This is a genomic window from Nitratireductor aquimarinus (genome assembly GCF_017255295.1).
Classification (GTDB): domain Bacteria; phylum Pseudomonadota; class Alphaproteobacteria; order Rhizobiales; family Rhizobiaceae; genus Nitratireductor; species Nitratireductor aquimarinus.
Genome location: NZ_JAFKDE010000003.1, coordinates 285,436 through 306,826, shown reverse-complemented (window position 1 = coordinate 306,826; position 21,391 = coordinate 285,436). Strand labels below are relative to the sequence as shown.

The 21,391-nt window shown below is 61.5% G+C and carries 19 protein-coding genes and 1 tRNA gene; 15 read left to right on the top strand and 5 right to left on the bottom strand.

The features are described 5' to 3' along the window. Positions 1–48 precede the first annotated feature (48 nt). From JYP46_RS06175 to hflX, 3 genes are all read left to right on the top strand, one after another. Positions 49–915, top strand: coding sequence for a D-amino-acid transaminase (locus tag JYP46_RS06175; RefSeq protein ID WP_206545322.1), 867 nt, complete (start codon positions 49–51; stop codon positions 913–915). Positions 916–1,066: 151 nt separating this feature from the next. Next, positions 1,067–1,315 (top strand): RNA chaperone Hfq, encoded by a 249-nt coding sequence (gene hfq / locus JYP46_RS06170; RefSeq protein ID WP_113155182.1) that lies wholly within the window; start codon positions 1,067–1,069, stop codon positions 1,313–1,315. After that, on the top strand, positions 1,316–2,680 hold the full coding sequence (gene hflX / locus JYP46_RS06165) for a GTPase HflX (RefSeq protein WP_113155183.1): 1,365 nt from the start codon (positions 1,316–1,318) through the stop codon (positions 2,678–2,680). A gap of 18 nt (positions 2,681–2,698) precedes the next feature. Here hflX and mazG read toward each other — a convergent pair whose 3' ends face one another. Both mazG and JYP46_RS06155 read right to left on the bottom strand, forming a co-directional pair. Continuing rightward, positions 2,699–3,520 carry a nucleoside triphosphate pyrophosphohydrolase gene (mazG, locus tag JYP46_RS06160; RefSeq protein WP_113155184.1) on the bottom strand — a complete coding sequence of 274 codons (822 nt, stop codon included), beginning with the start codon at positions 3,518–3,520 and terminating at the stop codon, positions 2,699–2,701. A gap of 34 nt (positions 3,521–3,554) precedes the next feature. Beyond that, complete coding sequence (locus JYP46_RS06155; RefSeq protein WP_206547579.1) at positions 3,555–4,610, bottom strand: dipeptidase; 1,056 nt, start codon at positions 4,608–4,610, stop codon at positions 3,555–3,557. A gap of 230 nt (positions 4,611–4,840) precedes the next feature. Between JYP46_RS06155 and JYP46_RS06150 the strand changes: the two genes are divergently transcribed. Next, positions 4,841–4,930: transfer RNA gene (locus JYP46_RS06150), tRNA-Ser, on the top strand. Positions 4,931–5,153: 223 nt separating this feature from the next. Next, entirely contained in the window at positions 5,154–5,549 is a 396-nt protein-coding gene (locus JYP46_RS06145) for a hypothetical protein (RefSeq protein ID WP_206547578.1), read from the top strand. A gap of 27 nt (positions 5,550–5,576) precedes the next feature. On the opposite strand, the gene JYP46_RS06140 is transcribed toward JYP46_RS06145, so the two are convergent. Next, positions 5,577–6,740 carry an SH3 domain-containing protein gene (locus JYP46_RS06140; protein WP_206547577.1) on the bottom strand — a complete coding sequence of 388 codons (1,164 nt, stop codon included), beginning with the start codon at positions 6,738–6,740 and terminating at the stop codon, positions 5,577–5,579. A 230-nt stretch (positions 6,741–6,970) separates the two neighbouring features. On the opposite strand from JYP46_RS06140, the gene JYP46_RS06135 reads away from it, so the two are divergent. From JYP46_RS06135 to JYP46_RS06095, 9 genes are all read left to right on the top strand, one after another. Continuing rightward, complete coding sequence (locus JYP46_RS06135; RefSeq protein ID WP_206545316.1) at positions 6,971–7,399, top strand: VOC family protein; 429 nt, start codon at positions 6,971–6,973, stop codon at positions 7,397–7,399. A 336-nt stretch (positions 7,400–7,735) separates the two neighbouring features. Continuing rightward, a complete protein-coding gene (locus JYP46_RS06130) occupies positions 7,736–8,977 on the top strand; it encodes a septal ring lytic transglycosylase RlpA family protein (protein ID WP_206547576.1) in 1,242 nt (413 codons plus the stop codon). Between the two features lie 174 nt (positions 8,978–9,151). Further along, entirely contained in the window at positions 9,152–10,279 is a 1,128-nt protein-coding gene (locus JYP46_RS06125; protein ID WP_210346586.1) for a D-alanyl-D-alanine carboxypeptidase family protein, read from the top strand. Between the two features lie 142 nt (positions 10,280–10,421). After that, on the top strand, positions 10,422–11,087 hold the full coding sequence (tmk, locus tag JYP46_RS06120) for a dTMP kinase (RefSeq protein ID WP_206547574.1): 666 nt from the start codon (positions 10,422–10,424) through the stop codon (positions 11,085–11,087). After that, positions 11,087–12,130 carry a DNA polymerase III subunit delta' gene (locus JYP46_RS06115; RefSeq protein ID WP_206547573.1) on the top strand — a complete coding sequence of 348 codons (1,044 nt, stop codon included), beginning with the start codon at positions 11,087–11,089 and terminating at the stop codon, positions 12,128–12,130. Before tmk ends, JYP46_RS06115 begins: the two co-directional genes overlap by 1 nt. An 83-nt stretch (positions 12,131–12,213) precedes the next feature. Beyond that, a complete protein-coding gene (metG, locus tag JYP46_RS06110) occupies positions 12,214–13,773 on the top strand; it encodes a methionine--tRNA ligase (RefSeq protein ID WP_206547572.1) in 1,560 nt (519 codons plus the stop codon). A gap of 5 nt (positions 13,774–13,778) precedes the next feature. Beyond that, positions 13,779–14,570, top strand: coding sequence for a TatD family hydrolase (locus JYP46_RS06105; protein WP_206547571.1), 792 nt, complete (start codon positions 13,779–13,781; stop codon positions 14,568–14,570). Next, complete coding sequence (locus JYP46_RS06100) at positions 14,567–15,430, top strand: MBL fold metallo-hydrolase (RefSeq protein WP_206547570.1); 864 nt, start codon at positions 14,567–14,569, stop codon at positions 15,428–15,430. The genes JYP46_RS06105 and JYP46_RS06100 overlap by 4 nt, the downstream gene beginning before the upstream one ends. Then, the gene (locus tag JYP46_RS06095) at positions 15,393–15,860 is read left to right on the top strand and encodes a YbaK/EbsC family protein (protein ID WP_113155193.1); all 468 of its coding nucleotides are present in this window, start codon (positions 15,393–15,395) and stop codon (positions 15,858–15,860) included. The genes JYP46_RS06100 and JYP46_RS06095 overlap by 38 nt, the downstream gene beginning before the upstream one ends. Before the next feature lie 59 nt (positions 15,861–15,919). Here the strand turns inward: JYP46_RS06095 and JYP46_RS06090 are convergent, their stop codons facing one another. Both JYP46_RS06090 and JYP46_RS06085 read right to left on the bottom strand, forming a co-directional pair. Further along, positions 15,920–17,173 carry a D-amino acid dehydrogenase gene (locus JYP46_RS06090; RefSeq protein WP_113155194.1) on the bottom strand — a complete coding sequence of 418 codons (1,254 nt, stop codon included), beginning with the start codon at positions 17,171–17,173 and terminating at the stop codon, positions 15,920–15,922. A 527-nt stretch (positions 17,174–17,700) separates the two neighbouring features. After that, positions 17,701–18,399 (bottom strand): cyclic nucleotide-binding domain-containing protein, encoded by a 699-nt coding sequence (locus tag JYP46_RS06085; protein WP_206547569.1) that lies wholly within the window; start codon positions 18,397–18,399, stop codon positions 17,701–17,703. A 244-nt stretch (positions 18,400–18,643) separates the two neighbouring features. Here JYP46_RS06085 and JYP46_RS06080 point away from each other — a divergent pair, with 244 nt between their 5' ends. Then, entirely contained in the window at positions 18,644–21,382 is a 2,739-nt protein-coding gene (locus JYP46_RS06080) for a nitrate/nitrite transporter (protein ID WP_113155196.1), read from the top strand. Positions 21,383–21,391: the final 9 nt, after the last annotated feature.

The window sequence follows — 21,391 nt, the reverse complement described above, 5'->3', positions numbered from 1 at the left end:
GCCGCCCGGGGCCTGGCGGTTGCATCCACCCAGAATGGAGAACTCGACATGCCACGCATTGCTTATGTGAACGGGCGTTATGCGAATCACAACGACGCCATGGTTCATGTGGAGGATCGCGGCTATCAGCTTGGCGATGGCGTGTACGAGGTCTGCGAGATTTCCCGGGGCTTCATCATCGACATGGAGGGCCATCTCGACCGGCTCGACCGGTCGCTGCGCGAGCTTCGCATGGACTGGCCGATCGAGCGCAAGGCGCTCGAGTTCGTCATGCGCGAGGTCATCCGCCGCAATCATGTGCATAACGGCATGGTCTATCTCCAGGTCACGCGCGGCGTTGCACCGCGCGATCATGCGTTCCCGACCACGCCGGTGCGGTCCGCACTGGTGGTCACCGCCAAGCGCATGGACCCGGTGGCTGCGGCCAGGAAGGCCGAAAAGGGCATGACCGTCATCACCGTACCGGACAATCGCTGGGAACGCGTGGACATCAAGACCATCGGCCTTCTGCCCAACGTGCTTGCGCGCCAGACGGCGGTGGATTCGGGCGCACAGGAAGCCTGGTTCGTCGATCCCGATGGAACCGTGAAGGAGGGCGCTTCCACCAATGCCTGGATCGTGACGGCGGACGGCTCTCTGGTGACGCGGCCTGCCGATTTCGGCATTCTGCGCGGCATCACGCGGGCAACCGTCATGAAGGTCGCCGACAGTCTCGGCCTCAAGGTGGAAGAGCGCCCGTTCTCCGTGGAAGAAGCGCAGAATGCCCGCGAGGCGTTCGTGACCAGCGCCACGAGCGTGGTCATGCCGGTCGTGAACATTGACGGCAAGCCTGTGGCGAATGGTCATCCGGGCACGGTTGCAACTTCTTTGCGCGAGGCATTTTTTGAGATTGCGGAAAAAAGTCCTAGCTGTTAACCAGCGCGCATGGTGGTAGCGGCTCAGCACGACCGAAAAATACTGGCATCAATTATTCATGTAACTTCTGTCGCGGAGTTTCTTGACAGAGGCATGTGATATTTGCGCTACTGGCTGCATAAAGTGCAGCGAATGGGTGAAAGACCAAAAAATGGCGGAACGATCTCAAAACCTACAGGACCTGTTCCTGAACACCGTTCGCAAGAGCAAGAACCCTCTGACGATCTTTCTCATCAACGGTGTCAAGCTGACAGGCATTGTCACTTCATTTGATAATTTCTGCGTGCTCTTGCGCCGCGATGGCCATTCGCAGCTTGTCTACAAGCATGCGATTTCGACGATTATGCCGAGCCAGCCCGTGCAGCTTTATGACGCCGAGGAAAACAATCGGGATTCCTGATTGGACGACACAGAAAACTCCGCTGACGGAAAGCGAGAAGACGAAGGGCTGACAACGCAGCCTTTCGCCACACGCGCTCTTGTCATCACTCCGGTTCTGACCAACGAACGCCGTTCTGCCGAAGGCAGCGCGGCTTCTGCGCGTGCGCCTGAAGCACGGCATGAAGAGGCGGTCGGACTGGCCGAGGCCATCGATCTCGATATCGTTTCCGCCGATATCGTCACGGTCAACACGCCGCGCCCCGCAACACTGCTCGGAACGGGCAAGCTCGACGAGATCGCCGAGCGCGTCCACGATCTGGAGGCGGAAGTGGTGATCATCGATCATCCGCTCACGCCGGTTCAGCAGCGCAATCTCGAAAAGGCGCTGAAGGCGAAGGTGCTCGACCGCACCGGCCTTATTCTGGAAATTTTCGGACGCCGCGCACGCACCAAGGAGGGGCGGCTTCAGGTCGATCTCGCCCATCTGGAATATCAGCGCGGCCGCCTCGTGCGCAGCTGGACGCACCTTGAACGCCAGCGCGGCGGCGGCGGATTCATGGGCGGTCCCGGTGAAACCCAGATCGAGGCCGACAGACGTCAGCTTCAGGAGCGCATCACAAGGCTCAAGAAAGAGCTGGAGCATGTGCGCCGCACGCGCGATCTGCACCGCTCGAAGCGCCGCAAGGTGCCGTTCCCCATCGTCGCCATTGTCGGTTACACCAATGCAGGAAAGTCGACGCTGTTCAACCGCCTGACCGGTGCGAGCGTGATGGCCGAAGACATGCTCTTCGCCACGCTTGATCCGACATTGCGGCGCGTCACGCTTCCGCACGGCACGATCATCATCCTTTCCGATACGGTTGGCTTCATCTCGGACCTGCCGACGCATCTCGTCGCCGCGTTCCGCGCAACGCTCGAAGAAGTGGTCGAGGCCGATCTCGTCGTGCATCTGCGCGACATTTCCGACCCCGACACCACGGCTCAGGCAACCGATGTGGCCGCAATTCTCGGCGATCTGGGTGTTGACGCCTCGGACCGCACACGGGTTCTGGAAGTGTGGAACAAGGTCGACAATCTGGACGCCGAACAGCGCCGCGCGCTGCTCGAAGGCATGCGCGCAAGCGATGCGCCGCTCGCCATTTCCGCCATCACGGGTGAGGGCGTTCCCGAACTGCTCGACCTGATCGAAGAGCATATCTCGGGTGCTGTCGCGCCGATGACGGTCGATCTCGCCCCGCACCAGATGTCGCTGATCGACTGGATCTATCGCAATGGCGATGTGACCGGGCGTACGGACAATGACGATGGCAGCATCACGCTGACCGTGCGCGTGACGCAGACCGCGCGCGCTGAAATCCAGGAGCGTCTTGCCGGCGGCAGGTAAAGCTGCCGGCAGCCACGCCTATTTCGCTTCGGTCTTGGCCCGCTGCCAGAGCGTTTCCATCTCTTCGAGGCCGGATTCGTCGAGCGAACGGCCGGCTTTTTTGAGTTCACGCTCCACAAAGTCGAACCGCCGCCGGAATTTGTCATTCGTACCGGCAAGGGCTGCCTCGGGATCATGCCCCAGATGGCGGCCCAGATTGACTACGGCGAACAGAAGGTCGCCATATTCCTCGGCCGCATGGGCATCGTCGCCCTCGGCAAGCGCTTCGCGCAATTCGCCGATCTCTTCCTCGATTTTGTCGAGAACCGGCCCGGCTTCGCCCCAGTCGAACCCGACGCGCGCAGCGCGTGACTGCAGCTTGTGGGCGCGCATGAGCGCGGGCAGGGCGCGCGGCACCTCGTCCAGATAGGCGATTGTCTCGTCGGGGGCGCCGCTCTGCAGGCGGCGGGCAAGGCGTTCGGCCTTTTCCTGCGCCTTGATCTCGTCCCACATGCCCTTGGCCATGCCGCGGCCGCGGGCCTCGGCGTCGCCGAACACATGCGGATGGCGGCGAATCATCTTCGTCGTGATCGCTTCGACCACGTCACCGAAATCGAACTGCTGGTCCTCTTCGGCGATGCGCGCATGGAAAACCACCTGCAGAAGCAGGTCGCCCAGTTCGTCGCGCAGATCGTCGATGTCGCCGCGCTCGATGGCGTCGGCGACCTCATAGGCCTCTTCGATCGTGTAGGGTGCGATGGTCGAGAAATCCTGCTCCACATCCCAGGGGCAACCCGTTTCCGGATTGCGCAGGGCGCGCATGATTTCAAGCAGTCTGGCGATGTCCTTGGACGGTTGCATCCGGCCTGTTCCTTTCTGCTCTGTCACGCCTGCATCAGCCAATGGTGCGCTCCAGAAGGCCGAGCCAGTTGCGCCAGGCGATCTTTTCCAACAGTTCGCGCCCATAGCCATGGGCTTCCATCGCGTTCAGCAGATTGGGAAGACCGGCTGCATCGCCAATCGCCTGCGGCATCAGCGCACCGTCAAAATCGGAGCCGAACGCCACGCCGTCCTCGCCGAGCGCCTCAAGCAGCGCATCCAGATGGCGCAGCATCACTTCGAGATCGGTGTCCGCGTTGGACTGGCCGTCGGGGCGCAGGAAACCGGCCGCGAAATTGAGGCCGACCAGACCGCCCGTCTCGCGAATGGCGTCAAGCTGCCAGGCGGTGAGATTGCGCGACTGCTCGCTGATGGCGTGGACATTGGAATGGCTTGCAACCAGCGGCGCATCGCTGATGGCCTGCACATCGCGGAACCCCTTCTCGTTCAGGTGCGACAGGTCGACCATCATCTTGAGCGCATTGCACTTGCGCACCAGAGCCTTGCCGGCATCGGTGAGCCCGTCGCCAATGTCGGGCGAGGAGGGGAAGCGGAACGGCACGCCGTGACCGAAAATGTTGGACCGGCTCCACACCGGGCCGATGGAGCGCAGGCCTGCGCCATAAAGAACATCGATGAGGTCGAGATCGGGGCCGATCGCCTCCGCACCCTCGATGTGAAACACCGCCGCGAGCGCGCCGACAGCCATGGCGCTGCGAATGTCGCCGGAGGTGCGGCACACGGCAAAGCGTCCCTGCGCGGCGCGTTCAAGCCGCATCAGAATGGCGGCCATGGCGAGCGTCGAGCTCAGCGCGTCGGCCTGCGAGAGCTGCGGAAACGCACCGTCTTCCGGACGGATACGCTTTCCGTTCGGTCCGCGCTCGGCAGTCGGCGGCGGGAAGATGGCGAAGAGGCCACCGGCAAGTCCGCCCTTGCGGGCGCGCGGCAGGTCGATATGGCCTTCGGTCGTTCCGTCCAGAAAGGACTGCTCGGCATTGGACTGGCCACTTTCATAGAGGCGCAGGAGCGCATCGTTGTGACCGTCGAAAACGGGAATGATATCTGATGGCATGAATGACTTCGCTTCTTGATCCGGCCGACCCGACTGGTCTGCAGGCGTCCTTTCTAGGCAAGCGCGCAGCAGGACGCAAATCGCGCGAAAGCGCATGGCCGAAATGCGCGAGGCATGCAGCTATGGGCGCGGCGGGGCAAACGGTCGAGCCTGGCGAGAAACCGGTTCGCAGCGTGCGGAATAAGTTGACGCGCGACGGGGCCGGACTGTACAAGCGCCCGGAAAGTTCCGGAGGGATGGCCGAGCGGTTGAAGGCACCGGTCTTGAAAACCGGCAGGCGGGTGACCGTCTCGTGGGTTCGAATCCCACTCCCTCCGCCATGCATCACCTGCATTCTCCCAAATACCGTTGACCGCCGCGAGCCACCGCATTGTAAGGAACGGTTGCAGATTTCTCTGTATATGTCTGTTTCAAAACCTGCATAAACTGGAGCATCGACTTGCGGTTCTGCGCGTGGCAATGCTTGCCGAAGGGTGAAGAAGCGACCGCCTGTCGAAACGAGGTTTCGCGAAACTGGGGAAGATTGCGGGAAATCTGAAACACATGCGCGAAACGCAGCCCCTATTTCGCCGCCTCTTTCCTGCGGCCATCGCGACATCCATCTTCGCGGCGCTGGCCCATGCGGTTCTCGTGGGAATAGCGGCCCGTTCGATTGGTCTGGAACTCGCCTATATCGCTGCCGTGACTTTCGTTGTGGCGCTGGTTGTCGCGCTGGTGGGCGGGGCGGTTCTGCTGGCCATTGTTGCTGCGCTCAAACTGAGACCAGTCTCGTCGCTGCTGCTGTTTCTGATTGTCATTCAGGCCATTGCGATCAGGCTGGAGATGTATCTCTTTGAAGGCAGTTTCAGCGATATATCCTGGCAGTATGGCCTCATATCCGTCCCGGCTTCTGTGATCGCGTGGCATCAATCCGTCTATTGCGCATACAGAGAGCGCTGAGGGAGGTGCACGGCCCAACTCTCTGTCTCACCAACAACAGACTTTCCGTACATAAGTGTTGCCAAAAGTCATGAAGCTATCGTCGGGAATGGCGCCTCGTGCTTTCATTTCCTTGACCAGAGTTCTCGCAACATCCGGTTCGAAGGTGTCACGCAGAGTTATGGCAAACCATCCGTTTGTCGCCAGATAGGCGGAGACGGGAATGGAAGATGAGCGGACATAGGCGTTCGCGGTCTCCATATCAGCGAAACTTTTCACCTGAATGTGGCGGTGCCCGAAAGGGCCGCTCTCGAACTGGTCCACATAAACCCATGTGTGGTGAAGGTATCCCGAGTAACCTCGCACCCTGACACGATACCATCGCTCCACATTGCCGAGAATCTGCAGCGCAGTGCCATTGTGCAATGTCGCCAGATTCGGCGCTTTTCCGTCCGCATTTGATTTCAAGGGCACTTCACCCTTTGGATGGCGAACAAGCCCCGTCCTTGCTGTGGGAATAGTTAGCAAATCTGCAGGTCCTGCCGGGGCGCTCGGTGATCTGCCAACTTCCGGGCTGGGTGCGGTCGGCGGGGTGTATTGAGGTGAGGGGCTCTCTGTGGGTATGTCTCCTGCGTGGGTGACGACCTTGAACTGCTGCATCTCGCTGCCTGAAAGGTAGCGCATGTCACTGGCGTCGTAGCGCAGTGAAAGCTGCAAAAGACCGGGATCAGCACCCATGCTGTACATGTAGCTCATGACTTCGGCCGTCATCGCCTGAACGCTGGACACTGCATCATCCGCCGACATCTGGTGACCGTCTGCAAAGGAAGCCCGATGCACGCCGATCGATCCGGGCAGAGCAATGCGAACCACACCCCCAAGAAATGCAAGAGCACAGGCCGAGGCGCATTCGAGTTCACGAAACTGGAGTGTGTTGAGCTCGAAAGCACGGATCAGTCGGCCCAGTTCCATGGCCTTTATGACGTTTCCACCCGGGGAATTGAATGTCACCACGGTCGGGTTTGCTGCGCGGACTGCGGCAGTGAACTCCGATAGATCATCGCCTTTGGTGAAAGAGCCGTGAACAACCAGATAGCTGAGACCATCTTCCGTGCGCCCAGGCTCATATGTCAGATCGCAGCGGGCAGCTACGCTGAAGCTCAGTAGCAATGCAGCTGTAAAAACAATACGCAGATACCATTTATACGTCATGACACACCCCGCCCGCCGACAAGATTAGCGGCAGGTCGTTGGCCTGTCGATTGTATCCGAGCAACATGCTGAACGGTCGGGTAAGCAGTTTGGTGCTGGAGCAAGGCGGGGGCATCTGCGGCTCCTTCTGCGTCGCCAAAGCCCAAGGTTCCAGCACGCAGAAACCCCAAAGTTATGCTATCCGTCAGCGCAGGAGGCGAAACCAGCCCCATTCCACACGGAGCCCAACCATGGAAACCCAGCAACTGCATCGTGGCCGGCTCATTGACCACATCCAGCTCGTCGTGCGCGATCTTGAGGCAAGCCACGCCTTTTACGCAGCCGTTCTGGAGGTGCTCGACATTCCGGTCATCGGCACGAATGCCGATTTCTTCTTCGCTGACGAACTGGTGGTGTCTTCGGCGGACAGCCCCGCAGCGCTCGGCGTGTTGACGGGGCGTCATCACCTGGCTTTTCAGGCCAGGGACCGCGCCATGGTGGATGCCTGCTATCAGGCCGCGATGGCGCATGGCGGACGCGACAACGGTGCGCCCGGCGAAAGGGCGTATCATCCCGGTTACTACGCCGCATTCGTGCTCGATCCGGATGGCAACAACATCGAATTCGTGTTCCACGGCGAGGCAGAGCGCAGTGCGCCATCGGTGGTGATCGAATTCTAGCGCTGCGCTGGCTCACCGCGCGATGCGGCGATTCGAACGTGCCCCGAAACCGCGCCCGCACAAGCAGATCGGCGTTGCCGGATGCACGCGGGGTTTACATTTGAAACCGTGTCAGTCTAATAACACACGCAATGGTAGTAAGGTTTTGGCAAAAATTCGAAATTCTGCCGTTTTGCTGCCATAAATGATTTACAACTTGCTAATGCATTTCAGCTAGGGGTGCGGAGGGCATCCTGAGTTGTAGAAACCGGAACGCCTTGTTTCGGCATTTTTTGACGAGTGGGGATATCTCGCGACCATGAACGGGATTTCGATGTCCGGGGGAGACGCGGACGCATGAGCATTCAGATTGTTGTGCACCGCATTGCGGTTCGCCGCCTGTCGTCCGCCATTGCCTTTGCAGCCTGTGCCGCATTGCTTTCGGCGTGCTCGTCCACGACCCCCAAGGTCGCTGTCAACAAAACCAAGTCCAAGGAATATTTCGCCGAGTCCGAATACGGCGTTCAGGCAAGCCCGCGCGTTTCCATGAAAAGCTCCAACCTGAAGCGCGGCGGTGGCCGCCGCCAGGTGGGCAAGCCCTATCAGATCAAGGGCAAGTGGTATCATCCCAAGGAAGACCCCGACTATGAAAAGGTCGGCGCGGCTTCCTGGTATGGCGACGCCTTTCATGGCCGGCTCACGGCCAATGGCGAAACCTATGACATGACGCATCTTTCTGCGGCGCATCCGACCATGCCGCTGCCCAGCTATGCGCGCGTCACCAATGTCGACAATGGCAGCTCCGTTCTGGTCCGCGTCAATGATCGCGGTCCCTTCGCGCACAACCGCATCATCGATCTGTCGAAGCGTGCGGCCCAGCTGCTCGATTACCAGAGCGCCGGCGTAGCAAAGGTGAAGGTCGAATATGTCGGCCCGGCGCCGCTCGAAGGACGCGACGACGAATATCTCATGGCGTCCTACCGCCCGGGCGGCGCAGCACCCGATCCATCCGACGGTCTGCCGACCGGCGTGATGATTGCAATGAACGGCTCCACGCCGACGGCGACGCTTCCAGGCGTCAAGGCGCGCGACGCATTTGCGAGCCAGCCGGGCCTGACGCCGCCGCAGCCGATTGCCGCGTCTTCCGGCTCCTTCACCCTGCCAACCTCCGGTCCGCTGGTTCCCGACCGCCCGGATTCACTGCCGATGGACGGCGTCGAGCGTGACGTGGCGTTCCTCTCTTATGCCGATCAGCGCGTGAGCGCGGCTGCTGGCGCGTTTGACAATGTGCTGCGCAGCGATCTGCAGTCGCAGGACGTGGCGCGCTGGTGGCGGCAGAAGCAGCCCGGCGCAGCCGGGCAGGGCGCTTCGGACGATCTGGCCTTCATCAATATCGGCACCTGGCAGTCTGAGGCCGAGGCCAAGGCGCAGGCAGAGAAGCTCGCGGGTTTCGGTCAGCTGAAGTTCGAAACCGTTTCGGATGATGCCGGCACGCTCTACTATACGCTCGCCGTCACGCCGCAGGATCAGAGTTCCATCGACCAGGTGCTGCAGGCCGCCTGGAATGCAGGCGCAGCCGACGCTTTCATCGTCCGCTGAATGATCGGGGCGCCGGCGCGGCGCCCCCGGCCCATAACCATTTCATCAAATTTGTATTACCGCGGTTGATCCCGCCGGCTGAGCAGCGCTAGAGTCTCCCTGGTGGGGTTCTGGTATGGTGCATGGTCGGTGATCTCTACACTCAATAAATCGCTTGTTTTCGCCTTCTGTCTTCTGTTTCTCGGGTCGCAGGCGGCATTCGCCCAATTGTTCGAAACCCGGGCCAGACAGGCCTTTCTGATCGATGCGGACACGGGCACGGTCCTCTTCTCCAAGAACCCGGACGAGAAAATACCCCCGGCTTCGCTCGCCAAGCTGATGACGATGGAAGTCGTCTTCAACGCCATCAAGAGCGGGCGGCTTTCGATGAGTGATGCGTTCTATGTGAGCGAACACGCCTGGCGCACGGGCGGGGCCGTTTCGGGCACGTCGACCATGTTCGCCGAGATCAAATCCTCCGTGCCGCTCGAGGCGCTGATCCAGGGCGTGATCGTCCAGTCGGCCAATGATGGCTGCATCATCATCGCGGAAGGCATGGCGGGGTCCGAAGAGAATTTCGCGCGTCTGATGACCGAGCGCGCCCACAAGATCGGCTTGACGGATTCGGTGTTCGTGAATTCGAGCGGGTTGCCCGCCGAAGGTCAGCATGTCACCATGCGTGATCTGGTGACGCTCGCCACCCATCTTTGGCGGGAGTATCCGGAATTCTACAAATATTACGCGCAGGAATCCTTCACCTGGAACAAGATCCTGCAGCGCAACCGCAACCCGCTTCTGCGCATGGATATTGGCGCGGACGGGCTGAAAACCGGTTTTACGGAAGCTTCGGGCTACGCCATCGTCGGTTCCGTCAACCGCAATGGCCGCCGGCTTTTCATGGCGATGAGCGGGCTTGAGACCGAGAGCGAGCGGGCCGAAGAAGCGCGCAAGATGCTGGACTGGGGCGTGCGGGCGTTCGAGCGCATGGATATCTTCGCCGAAGGTGAAACCATCGGCAACGTCTCCGTATTTGGCGGAGCCAAGGGCGAGCTTGCGGTGCGCGCGAAGGGGCCTGTGGCCATCTTCCGTCCCATCACCAATGCCGACAGCCTGCGTGCGCGCATCGTCTATCAGGGTCCGATCCCGGCTCCGGTGGAAGAGGGCCAGCGCATCGGCACGCTCAAGGTCTGGATCGGCGACACGCTCAGCCAGGAAACGCCGCTCTATGCAGCCGAAAGCATTGCCGTGGGTGGGCTGCCGGACCGCGCGCTGGATGCCGTCGGTGAGCTTCTGACCGGCTGGATGCGCCGGTATCGCTCCTGAGCGCGGCGACGCATCACCCGTCCGCCATCCACAAAGCCTGTCGCAATGTCAGTTCAGCATGGACCTGCGGGAAACGAGAGCCTAAGTAGGAGCGTGTTCGGCAATGGAGCCGGCAGGCGCTTACTGAAAGGATTGAGGTCTCTTGTCTCGCGGTTTCTTCATTACATTCGAGGGAGGCGAGGGGGCCGGAAAATCGACGCAGATCGAGCAGCTTGCGGCCAGCCTGCGTGAAGCGGGGCGTGACGTCATCGTCACGCGCGAGCCCGGCGGTTCTGCGGGCGCCGAAGCCGTTCGCCACGTTCTCCTGTCGGGCGCTGCCGAGCCTTTCGGCGCGGCAATGGAGGCAGTCCTTTTCGCTGCGGCGCGTTCAGACCATGTGGAGCAGGTGATACGGCCTGCCATCGCGCGCGGCGCGGTTGTTCTTTGCGACCGGTTTCTGGATTCCTCGCGCGTCTATCAGGGCGTGACCGGCAATCTGGACGCAGACTTCATGGCCAATCTCGAACGCGTGACGGTCAACGGCATGAAGCCGGATCTGACGCTCATTCTCGACATCGATCCCGAAGAGGGGCTGCGCCGGGCAACCGCGCGGCGTGGCGACGATACGCCCGACCGTTTCGAGAAGGAAACGCTGTCGATCCACCGCCGCCGCAGAAAGGCGTTTCTGGAAATCGCCAAGGCCGAACCGCAGCGCTGCGTGGTCATCGATGCGGACGCCGATCCGGAGAAGGTTGCAGCAACCATCCTGCGCACTGTCAGTCTTGCGATGGCCGAAGCCCAGTCGTCTGGCAAAAGGAGCAAGGCGTAATGTTCGAACGCACCGCGCCTGAACGCTTCGACAGTCTGCCGGATATTCCCGAGCCGTCGGAGAACCCCATACTCGTCGGCCATGAGCGCGCTGCAGAAATGCTTGCAGGGGCCTACCGTGCCGGCAAACTGCATCACGGCCTTCTGTTCGCTGGTCCGCCCGGAATCGGCAAGGCGACGCTCGCCTTTCATCTGGCCAACCATCTTTTTTCGAACCCGCAGCCGGAGACCGCGCCACCGCGCTTTTCGCCGCCCGATCCCACCGGACAGGTGTTTCGGCTGGTGGCGCAGGATGCGCATCCGTCTCTGCTCCATCTGACGCGTCCCTTCGTTGAGCGCGACAAGAAGTTCAAGACGGTGATCACGGTCGACGAGATCCGCAGGATACATCGCTTCCTTTCGCTGACGCCGCATGATGGCGGTTACCGCGTGGTGATTGTCGATTCCGCCGACGATCTGAACATCAGCGCCGCCAACGCCCTGCTCAAGAGCCTGGAGGAGCCGCCGCCGCGCACGCTCTTCGTGCTGATCACGCATTCGCTCGGACGGCTCCTGCCCACCATCCGTTCGCGCTGCCAGATCGTGCGTCTTCAGCCTCTGGAAACGCCGGAGCTTGCCGGGCTTCTGCGCCGTCTTGGCGCTGATGGAGGTGGCAGCGATGAGGAGATCGCGGCGCGCGCGCAGGGCAGTGTGCGCAATGCGATCCTGTTGTCGCAGTTCGGCGGTGCGGAAATCGCCGATGTGCTGCAAAAGCTCGCTACGGGGCGCAATTTCGATGCGGCCGAAGCGCTGAAGCTTGGTGACGCGGTGAACGGGCGTGACCGCGACGTGCAGTTCTCGATCTTCAACCGCACTGTTCTCGACATGATCAACGAGCGTGCCGTGGCGCTTGCTGCGGCCGGTGATGCGCGTGGCGCTGCCGCCGCTGCCGATCTCTGGGACGATGTCACCACCACAATTCGCGACGCCGAGACCTACAATCTCGACCGAAAACAGCATGCCGCCGGGCTCGCCGCGAAGCTTAATGCCGCATTCAATGCCTGAAGCGGCCGCTTGGGCTGGCATGCACCTCGCCGATGCGCTATCTGGGCGTCATCAAACAATGCATTCTCTGGACTCTCTGCCAAATGGCCCGCGATAGCTTTTACATCACGACTCCCATTTTCTACCCGAATGGCAAGCCGCATATCGGTCACGCCTATACCGTGATCGCGACCGACGTGATGGCGCGGTTTCAGCGTCTCGACGGCAAGGATGTCTTCTTCCTGTCGGGCACGGATGAGCACGGGCTGAAGATGCAGCAGACCGCCGAAAAGGAAGGCATCACCGCGCAGGAACTCGCCGACCGCAACTCGGCCGTGTTCCGCGAGATGATCGCCGCAATGGGCGGCTCCAATGATGGCTTCATCCGCACCACGGAAGAGCGCCATCACCGCGCCTGTCAGGCTATCTGGAAGAAGATGGCAGACAATGGCGACATCTATCTCGACAGCTACAAGGGCTGGTACTCCGTCCGTCAGGAAGCCTATTTCGACGAAAGCGAAACGACCGTCGGTGAAGATGGCGTTCGCCGCGAGCCGCTCGGCTCGCCGGTCGAATGGAACGAGGAAGAGACCTATTTCTTCCGCCTGTCCGCCTATCAGGACAAGCTCCTGGCGCATTATGAAGCCAATCCGGAATTCATCGGCCCGTCCGAGCGCCGCAACGAGGTGATGAGCTTCGTTCGCTCCGGCCTCAAGGACCTGTCGATCTCGCGCTCCACGTTCAACTGGGGCGTTCCGGTGCCGGGCGACGAGAAGCACGTGATGTATGTGTGGGTGGATGCGCTCACCAACTACATCACCGCTGCGGGCTACCCGGACACGGATGCCGATAGCTGGTCCTACTGGCCGGCCGATGTGCACATGATCGGCAAGGACATTGTGCGCTTCCATGCGGTCTACTGGCCGGCATTCCTGATGTCGGCTGGCATCGAGCTGCCCAAGCGCGTTTTTGCGCATGGCTTCCTGTTCAACCGCGGTGAGAAAATGTCGAAATCGGTCGGCAATGTCGTCGATCCGTTCACGCTGGTGGAGCATTACGGCCTCGACGCCGTGCGCTATTTCTTCCTGCGCGAGGTTCCGTTCGGTCAGGACGGCAGCTACAGCCATGATGCGATCGTGAACCGCACCAATGCCGATCTTGCAAACGATCTGGGCAATCTCGCCCAGCGTTCGCTTTCCATGATCGCGAAGAACTGCGAAGGCAAGGTTCCGGAGAAGGGCGCGCTCGGCGAAGCCGATCTGGCCATTCTCGCCAGTGCCGACGAGGCGCTCGCCACTGCACGCACGGCCATGAGCACGCAGGCGCTTCATCAGGCGCTGGGCGCAATCTTCGGCGTTGTCGCCGAGGCGAACCGCTATTTTGCGGGGCAGGAGCCGTGGGCGCTTAAGAAGACTGATCCTGCGCGCATGCATTCGGTGCTCTACACGACCGCCGAGCTGGTGCGTCGCGTGGCGATCCTCTGCCAGCCCTACATTCCGGGCTCCGCCGAAAAGCTGCTCGACCTTCTGGCCGTTCCGGCGGATGCACGCTCCTTCGCGCATCTTTCGGATGAAAACGCGCTCGTTTCCGGCAGTGAACTGCCCGCGCCGCAGCCGGTCTTCCCGCGCTATGTGGAGCCGAAGCCGGAGAGCGAGGGAGCCTGACGCCAATGCTGGTGGACAGCCATTGTCATCTGGATTTTCCGGATTTCGACGAGGATCGCGCCGCGTTCATGGAGCGCGCGCGCGAGGCCGGCGTCGGCCTCATGGTCACGATCTCGACGCACGTGCGTCAGTTCGACCGGATTCTGGCAATTGCAGAAGCGAACGACAACGTTCTTTGCTCCGTGGGCACGCATCCGCACAATGCGGATGAGGAGCTTGATGTAACGGCAGAAGAGCTCGTGCGTCTGGCGCAGCACCCCAAGGTGGTGGCCATCGGCGAGGCGGGGCTCGACTATTTTTACGACAAGGCTCCCCGCGAAGCACAGGCGCAGGGTTTTCGCACGCACATCGCGGCGGCGCGTGAAACCGGCCTGCCGCTGGTCATTCATGCCCGCAACGCCGATGACGACATGATCGCCATTCTGCGCGAGGAGACGGACAGGGGCGCATTTCCCTTCATCCTGCATTGCTTCTCCTCGGGGGCAGGTCTTGCAAAGGCCGGCGTGGAGCTTGGCGGATATGTTTCCTTCTCCGGCATTTTGACCTTCCGTAACTCGCAGGCGCTGCGTGACATCGCCGCGACCGTGCCGCATGACCGGCTTCTGGTGGAAACGGATGCGCCCTATCTCGCGCCCGTTCCCAATCGGGGCAAGCGCAACGAGCCGGCCTTCGTCGCACACACGGCGCATGTTCTGGCCGAAACCATCGGCCTTTCCGATGCCGAGACGGCCGACCTGACCACGGAAAACTTCTTCCGCCTGTTCAAGAAAGCGCCGCGGGACGCTGCCGCGCGGTGAGCGATCTGCTGCGCCTGACGATCCTGGGATGCGGTTCCTCTCCGGGAACGCCGCGCATCACCGGCGATTGGGGCGCGTGCGATCCGGCCAATCCGAAAAACCGTCGCCGCCGCTGCGCGGCGATGGTGGAGCGCGTTTCGGCGAGCGGCGGCATCACCCGCGTCGTCATCGACACCGGCCCCGATTTTCGCGAGCAGATGATCTCCGCAGGCGTCGACCGGCTGGACGCCGCCGTCTACACGCATCCCCATGCGGACCATATTCACGGCATAGATGATCTGCGCGGCTTCGTTATGAACCAGCGCCATCTCATGGATGTCTACGCCGACAAGCCCACGCTCCAGCGCCTGATCGAAGCCTTCGGCTATTGTTTCGAGACGCCGCCGGGCAGCAATTATCCGCCGATCCTGAAGGCGCATCCGATCAGCCATGAAGCGCCTTTCTCCATCAATGGCGCGGGCGGGCCGCTGACATTCCAGCCACTGCCGCAAATCCATGGCGACATTCTCTCGCTCGGCTATCGCATCGGCGGGCTGGCGTACTGTCCCGATGTCAGCCAGTTTCCAGAAGAGACGCCTGCGCTGATCGCCGGTGCGGATGTTCTGGTCATCGACGCCCTGCAATACCGCCCGCATCCGAGCCATTTCTCGCTGGAGGAAGCGCTTGGCTGGATCGAGCGGCTTTCGCCAAGGCGCGCAGTGCTCACGCATATGCACATTCCACTCGATTACGAGACCGTGCTGCGCGAGACGCCGGATCATGTCGAACCCGGTTTCGATGGCATGGTGATCGAGATACCCATGGAGGAGGGGGAGAAGACCGATGAGCAAGAGCATCAGGCGGGTGCAGGCGGCGGCTGAGGCCGCCGGACTGGAGATCGAAGTCAAGCGCATGGGTGAGTCCACCCGCACCGCCGAAGAGGCGGCGGCCCAGTGCGGCTGCAGCGTGGCGCAGATCGTGAAATCCCTGATCTTTCAGGGTGAAGAGAGCGGAAAGCTCTATCTTTTTCTTGTTTCCGGGAGCCGTCAGCTGGCGCTCGACAAGGCGTCGGCGCTGGTGGGCGAAGCGCTCAAGCGGGCCGACCCGCGCCATATCCGCGAGGTGACGGGTTTCGCCATTGGCGGTGTGTCGCCTCTCGGTCAGCCGGACGACGTGCTGCGCTTCGGTGATGAAAGCCTGCTCGGCTATGATGTGGTGTGGGCAGCCGCCGGCGCGCATGACGCGGTGTTTTCCGCGATGCCCGGCGCTCTGTTTGACGCGGCTTCAGTAAAGCGCGCCGACATCGCCTGAGTTTTGAGCACAGGAAGATTGAAAGGGCGGGGCCTCATCGGCGCCCGCCCTTTTCCCGATCACTGCCCGTAACGCTCGATCCCGAGGCCGTTCGTGTCGATCTCGGGCTTGCGGCCGGAAATGATGTCGGCGATCACGCGCCCGGAACCGCAGGACATGGTCCAGCCCAGCGTGCCGTGGCCGGTGTTCAGGTAAAGCCCGTCGAGACGCGTCGCGCCGATGATGGGCGGGCTGTCAGGCGTCATCGGGCGGAGACCGGACCAGAAGGTGGCGTCGGAGAAGTTCGCGCCATTGCCGAACAGATCGCCGGCGGAGAATTCCAGCGGGCGGCGGCGCGATTCCGGCACCGACAGGTCGAAGCCGGAAATTTCCGCCGTACCGCCGACACGAATGCGGTCGCCCAGCCGGGTGATGGCGATCTTGTAGGTCTCGTCCATGACGGTGGAGACCGGCGCGCCGGCTTCGTTGGTGATCCTGGCAGTCAGCGAGTAGCCCTTGACCGGATAGACCGGGATGTGGAGGCCGAGCGGCCGCAAGAGCGCCGGGGAATAGCTGCCGAGACAGACGAGAACCGCATCGGCCTCGAAACGTCCCTGATCCGTCTCGACACCGGTCACCCGCGCGCCGTCCCTGACGAGGTTTTTGATCGACACGCCGTAGCGGAAATCGACCGAGGAGGCCGCCAGTTCCGAAAGCCGTGTGGTGAACACCTGACAGTCGCCCGTCTCGTCTCCCGGCAGCCGCAGGCCGCCGACATATTTCTCCTTCACCGCGCCCAGTGCGGGTTCAGCCGCGGCGCAGCCATCCCGGTCGAGCACCTCGAAGGGCACGCCGAACTGTTTCAGGATTTCAATGTCGCTGCCGATGCCGTCGAGCTGTTCCTGCTTGCGGAAAAGCTGAAGCAGGCCCTGGCTGCGCTCGTCATAGGTGATGCCGGTTTCAGCGCGCAGTGCGCGCAGGCAGTCGCGGCTGTACTCGGCGATGGGCACCATGCGCGACTTGTTGAGCGCGTAGCGTGCCGAGGTGCAGTTCAAGAGCATCTTGAAGAGCCAGGACCACATGACCGGATCGAGGCGCGGGCGGATCGCCAGCGGACCATTCTTCATCATCAGCCATTTGATGGCCTTGAAGGGCATGCCGGGGCCGGCCCATGGCGACGAGTAGCCGGGCGAAATCTCGCCGGCATTGGCAAAGCTGGTTTCCAGCGCCGGGCCTTCCTGGCGGTCGATAACCGTGACGTCATGGCCCTGTTGGGCGAGATAGTAGGCTGAGGTTACACCGACAACGCCGGCGCCAAGCACGACAACGCGCATGATGGGTACTCCGAATGACTTTTGGATCTGGGGGATTTGGGGAAGGCGCGAGTGCTACGCCGGGATGGAAAACGCCCGTTGCGGCACGGCGAGGGCGTGCCTTCGCCGATCGGGGATCAAGCCTGCGTGGGACGTTGTCGGGGAACTGCGCGCGACGCGATGCGGGCGCATGAAAACGATGCTGCGAGCCGTGGGGAAACGGCTTTCCATGGTCGTGAACACTTTATGCAACTCCACCGGGTCGTCGGTGGCGGACCCGGAAATCAGAACCGAAATTTCAGGTGGTTTGGATTTCCGGCCCCCGGTCGACGGTCTTGCAACCGCGCCAGGGCTAGATGCTTGCGATCAGGCTACCCGCGTGGTTGCAGAAGCGAACGCGGTCCCTCGATTTTCCGGGTGTGAAACGCATGCGGTGGAGGCTCTCGAACAATCAAACAAGGAGCAGGGTTACGCACCGGATACTAGTGAATGTTGCGAAGGATGCAACAGGAATTCGCAGCATCTTGCGCAAATTGAGAGCAGGACGATCAGCTTGTGCGGTCGTCGATCAGAATATTGGGTTTGGCAAGCGTCGTCAGCCCGTCGATATCAGACAGCGTGACCTCGGTGCCTTTCACCTGCACGCCATAGGGTTTGAGCGTATTGAAAGCACGCGACAGGTTCTCCGGCGTCATGCCCAGAAGCGAGGCGAGGGTGCGCTTGTCATAGGGCAGTTCAAGCGTGCCGTTTGCGCCCTGGTCGGCGTGGTAACGCAACAGCCGGTTTGCCAGACGCTCCACGGAACTGCGCAGCTTCAGATCCTTGTGCTCCTTGACGACCGAGCGGTAACAGCTCGCAAGCTCGACAACGATGGCGCGGGCAAAGGCATCGTCCGCCTCGAACGCGGCGCGAACATTCTCCGCCGGGATCATGAGAACCTTGGACTTCTGGCAGGTGCGCGCCGACATCAGATAGACGGCATCCTTCAGCACGGCCGCCAGAATGAAGGTGCCGATGGGATGCACCATGCCCATCGTGGCCTCGCGTCCGTTGGCGCGGGCGAAAAGCTCAACGCGCCCCTCGGTGACCACATAGAGAAAGTCCGCCGGATCACCTTCGCGGATCAGTTCGAGCTGGGCGGGAAAGGTTTGCAGATAAGCGGCCTGAATCAGCGCCTCAAAAGCCGAATCCGACATGCTCTTGAAGAGGCGCAGCGCTCGGATCTCCGGAATATCTGAAGGCCGCATGTATCCCCCTTTTGATAATTATCAATCGCGCGATTGATAAAAGTCAGTCTGTCATTTTGCTGGTCCGGCCGTCAAACTTGATGGCTGCAACCCTGCTGCCGAAACATTTCCCGCAGCGTCTTATTTCCCATCCCTTGCTCCAGAAGTTTGATCTGCATCAAACTTCTTCGAAGGAATGCCCCGAAACTCGCCCCGTTATAGCCATCGGAGCGGCGCGTGCCGCTTGTGAGGAAAGGGCGGACACATGAGTTCCCTCCAAGGGGTCACTCCCCGACAGCAAAACACAATTCTTGGCATGAGCACATTGGCTTTCACCGTGTGCTTTGCCGTTTGGACCATTTTTTCCATCATCGGCGTTCAGATCAAAGAGGATCTGGGCCTGACCGACACGCAGTTCGGTCTCCTTGCCGGCACGCCGATCCTGACCGGTTCCTTGTCCCGTATCTTCCTGGGCATCTGGACGGATCAGTATGGCGGGCGCATCGTCTATGTCCTGACGATGCTTGCGGCAGCCGCCGCGACATTCGCGCTCTCCTACGCCACGACCTATGAGACAATGCTCCTGGCGGCGCTGGGCGTCGGTCTTGCCGGCGGCTCGTTTGCCGTGGGCGTTGCCTATGTGTCGAAATGGTATCCGAAGGAAAAGCAGGGCACGGCGCTCGGCATTTTCGGCGCCGGCAATGTCGGCGCGGCGGTCACCAAATTCGTCGCGCCCTTCGTCATGGTGGCCTTTGGCTGGACCATGGTTGCGCAGGTCTGGGCCGCCGTTCTGGTCGCCATGGCCATCGTGTTCTGGCTGACAACCGAAGATGATCCGGACCTGAAGTCCAGGCGGGCAGCCGGCGCAAAGGCGCGCGGCACCTTCATGCAGCTCGAACCGCTCAAGAACCTGCAGGTCTGGCGCTTCTCGATCTACTATTTCTTCGTGTTCGGCGGCTTCGTCGCGCTCGCGCTCTGGCTGCCGCGCTATCTGGTCGGCGTCTATGAATTGGACATCAAGACGGCCGGCATGATCGCCGCCTTCTACTCGATCCCGGCCTCCATCTTCCGCGCTTATGGCGGACATCTTTCCGACCGGTATGGCGCGCGCCGCATCATGTACTGGACCTTCGGCGTGGCGCTGGTGACGACTTTCATGCTGTCCTATCCGGACACGGATTACATCATCCACGGCATTCGCGGGCCGATCACCTTCTCGACCAGCCTTAGCCTGGTGCCCTTCATCCTGCTGATCTTCGTTCTGGGCTTCTTCATGTCGCTCGGCAAGGCGGCGGTCTACAAGCACATTCCCGTCTACTATCCCGATCATGTGGGGTCTGTCGGCGGTCTCGTCGGCATGATCGGCGGTCTTGGCGGTTTCGTTCTGCCGATCACCTTCGGCGTTCTGCTCGACATGACGGGCGTGTGGACCACCTGCTTCATGCTCTTGTTCGGCATCGTCGCGGTGTCGCTCGTCTGGATGCACTTCTCGATCCGCCAGATGGAGAAGACGGCGCTGTCGCGCGAACTCGGCGCGCTCCCCGAACTGCCTGAAATGCAGCCGATCCATGAGAAAGACAAGCATGGCGGCATGGCCGGCGTGATCGAAGACTGGCGTCCGGACGATGAAACCTTCTGGAACGAGAAGGGCAGGGCGATTGCCCGGCGCAATCTCTGGATCTCCATTCCCGCGCTGCTTCTGGCCTTCTCGGTCTGGATGGTCTGGTCGGTGGTGGTGGCCAAGCTGCCGAGCATCGGCTTCGACTACACGACCGATCAGCTGTTCTGGCTGGCCGCTCTGCCGGGGCTTTCGGGCGCAACGCTGCGCATCTTCTACTCCTTCATGGTGCCGATCTTCGGCGGGCGCTTATGGACGACATTGTCGACCGCTTCGCTCCTGATCCCGGCCTTCGGCATCGGCTATGCGGTGCAGAACCCCGAAACGCCTTACCTGATTTTCCTGGTCCTGGCGCTTCTGTGCGGTCTTGGCGGCGGCAACTTCGCCTCCTCCATGGCCAACATCTCCTACTTCTTCCCGAAGTCGGAGAAGGGCAATGCACTTGCGCTCAATGCAGGGCTTGGAAATCTCGGCGTCAGCGTCATGCAGTTCCTGGTGCCGGTGGTGATCTCGACAGGCGCATTCGCCTTCGCGGTCGGCGATGGCCAGATGGCCAGCGATGGCACCATGCTGTGGCTCCAGAACGCGGGCTTCATCTGGGTTCCGTTCCTGATCGTCTCGACCATCGCCGCATGGCTCGGCATGAACGACATCGCCTCCGCGCGCGCCTCGTTCGCCGAACAGTCGATCATCTTCTCGCGGTTCCACAACTGGGTGATGTGCATTCTCTACACGGGCACGTTCGGCTCCTTCATCGGATATTCGGCCGGCTTCCCGCTGTTAATGAAAACGCAGTTCCCTGAGGTGAATGCGCTCTCCTACGCCTTCCTCGGCCCATTGGTCGGCGCGCTCTCGCGGGCGGGCACCGGCTGGGTTTCCGACCGGTATGGCGGCGGACGCGTCACGCTGTGGACCTTTGCGGGCATGATCGTGGCGGTCTGGGGTGTGTTGCAGTTCCTGCCCCTGAACGGCACGGGCGGCAATTTCTGGGGCTTCTTCGCCTGCTTCATGGCCCTGTTCTTCCTGACAGGCGTGGGCAATGCGTCGACCTTCCAGATGATCCCCTCGATCATGCGGCTCGAGATCCCGCGGCTGATGCCCGAGCTCGACAAGGATGCTTCGGTCAGACAGGCCGAGCGCGAGTCGGCGGCCATCATCGCCTTCACCTCGGCCATCGCAGCCTATGGCGCATTCTTCATCCCGAAAGCCTACGGCTCCTCGATCGCCATGTCCGGCGGGCCCGAAATGGCCCTGTGGGGTTTCCTGATCTTCTACGTGGTCTGCATGGGCCTCACCTACCTCTTCTACACGCGAAAAGGCGGGCTCCTGCATGCCGTTGAGCGGGCCGGAAACACCCGGCCAGCCAGCACCGTGCCAGCAAGCTGAAAAGGACCA

Excerpts from the sequence above, each read along its gene's own strand:
- JYP46_RS06175 (WP_206545322.1), top strand. The coding sequence starts at position 49 with ATGCCACGCATTGCTTATGTGAACGGGCGTTATGCGAATCACAACGAC.
- JYP46_RS06105 (WP_206547571.1), top strand. The coding sequence starts at position 13,779 with ATGCTGGTGGACAGCCATTGTCATCTGGATTTTCCGGATTTCGACGAG.
- JYP46_RS06145 (WP_206547578.1), top strand. The coding sequence starts at position 5,154 with ATGCGCGAAACGCAGCCCCTATTTCGCCGCCTCTTTCCTGCGGCCATC.
- JYP46_RS06115 (WP_206547573.1), top strand. The coding sequence starts at position 11,087 with ATGTTCGAACGCACCGCGCCTGAACGCTTCGACAGTCTGCCGGATATT.
- JYP46_RS06130 (WP_206547576.1), top strand. The coding sequence starts at position 7,736 with ATGAGCATTCAGATTGTTGTGCACCGCATTGCGGTTCGCCGCCTGTCG.
- JYP46_RS06140 (WP_206547577.1), bottom strand. The coding sequence starts at position 6,740 with ATGACGTATAAATGGTATCTGCGTATTGTTTTTACAGCTGCATTGCTA.
- hfq (WP_113155182.1), top strand. The coding sequence starts at position 1,067 with ATGGCGGAACGATCTCAAAACCTACAGGACCTGTTCCTGAACACCGTT.
- JYP46_RS06085 (WP_206547569.1), bottom strand. The coding sequence starts at position 18,399 with ATGCGGCCTTCAGATATTCCGGAGATCCGAGCGCTGCGCCTCTTCAAG.
- JYP46_RS06090 (WP_113155194.1), bottom strand. The coding sequence starts at position 17,173 with ATGCGCGTTGTCGTGCTTGGCGCCGGCGTTGTCGGTGTAACCTCAGCC.
- JYP46_RS06095 (WP_113155193.1), top strand. The coding sequence starts at position 15,393 with ATGAGCAAGAGCATCAGGCGGGTGCAGGCGGCGGCTGAGGCCGCCGGA.
- mazG (WP_113155184.1), bottom strand. The coding sequence starts at position 3,520 with ATGCAACCGTCCAAGGACATCGCCAGACTGCTTGAAATCATGCGCGCC.
- JYP46_RS06155 (WP_206547579.1), bottom strand. The coding sequence starts at position 4,610 with ATGCCATCAGATATCATTCCCGTTTTCGACGGTCACAACGATGCGCTC.
- JYP46_RS06080 (WP_113155196.1), top strand. The coding sequence starts at position 18,644 with ATGAGTTCCCTCCAAGGGGTCACTCCCCGACAGCAAAACACAATTCTT.
- JYP46_RS06135 (WP_206545316.1), top strand. The coding sequence starts at position 6,971 with ATGGAAACCCAGCAACTGCATCGTGGCCGGCTCATTGACCACATCCAG.
- metG (WP_206547572.1), top strand. The coding sequence starts at position 12,214 with ATGGCCCGCGATAGCTTTTACATCACGACTCCCATTTTCTACCCGAAT.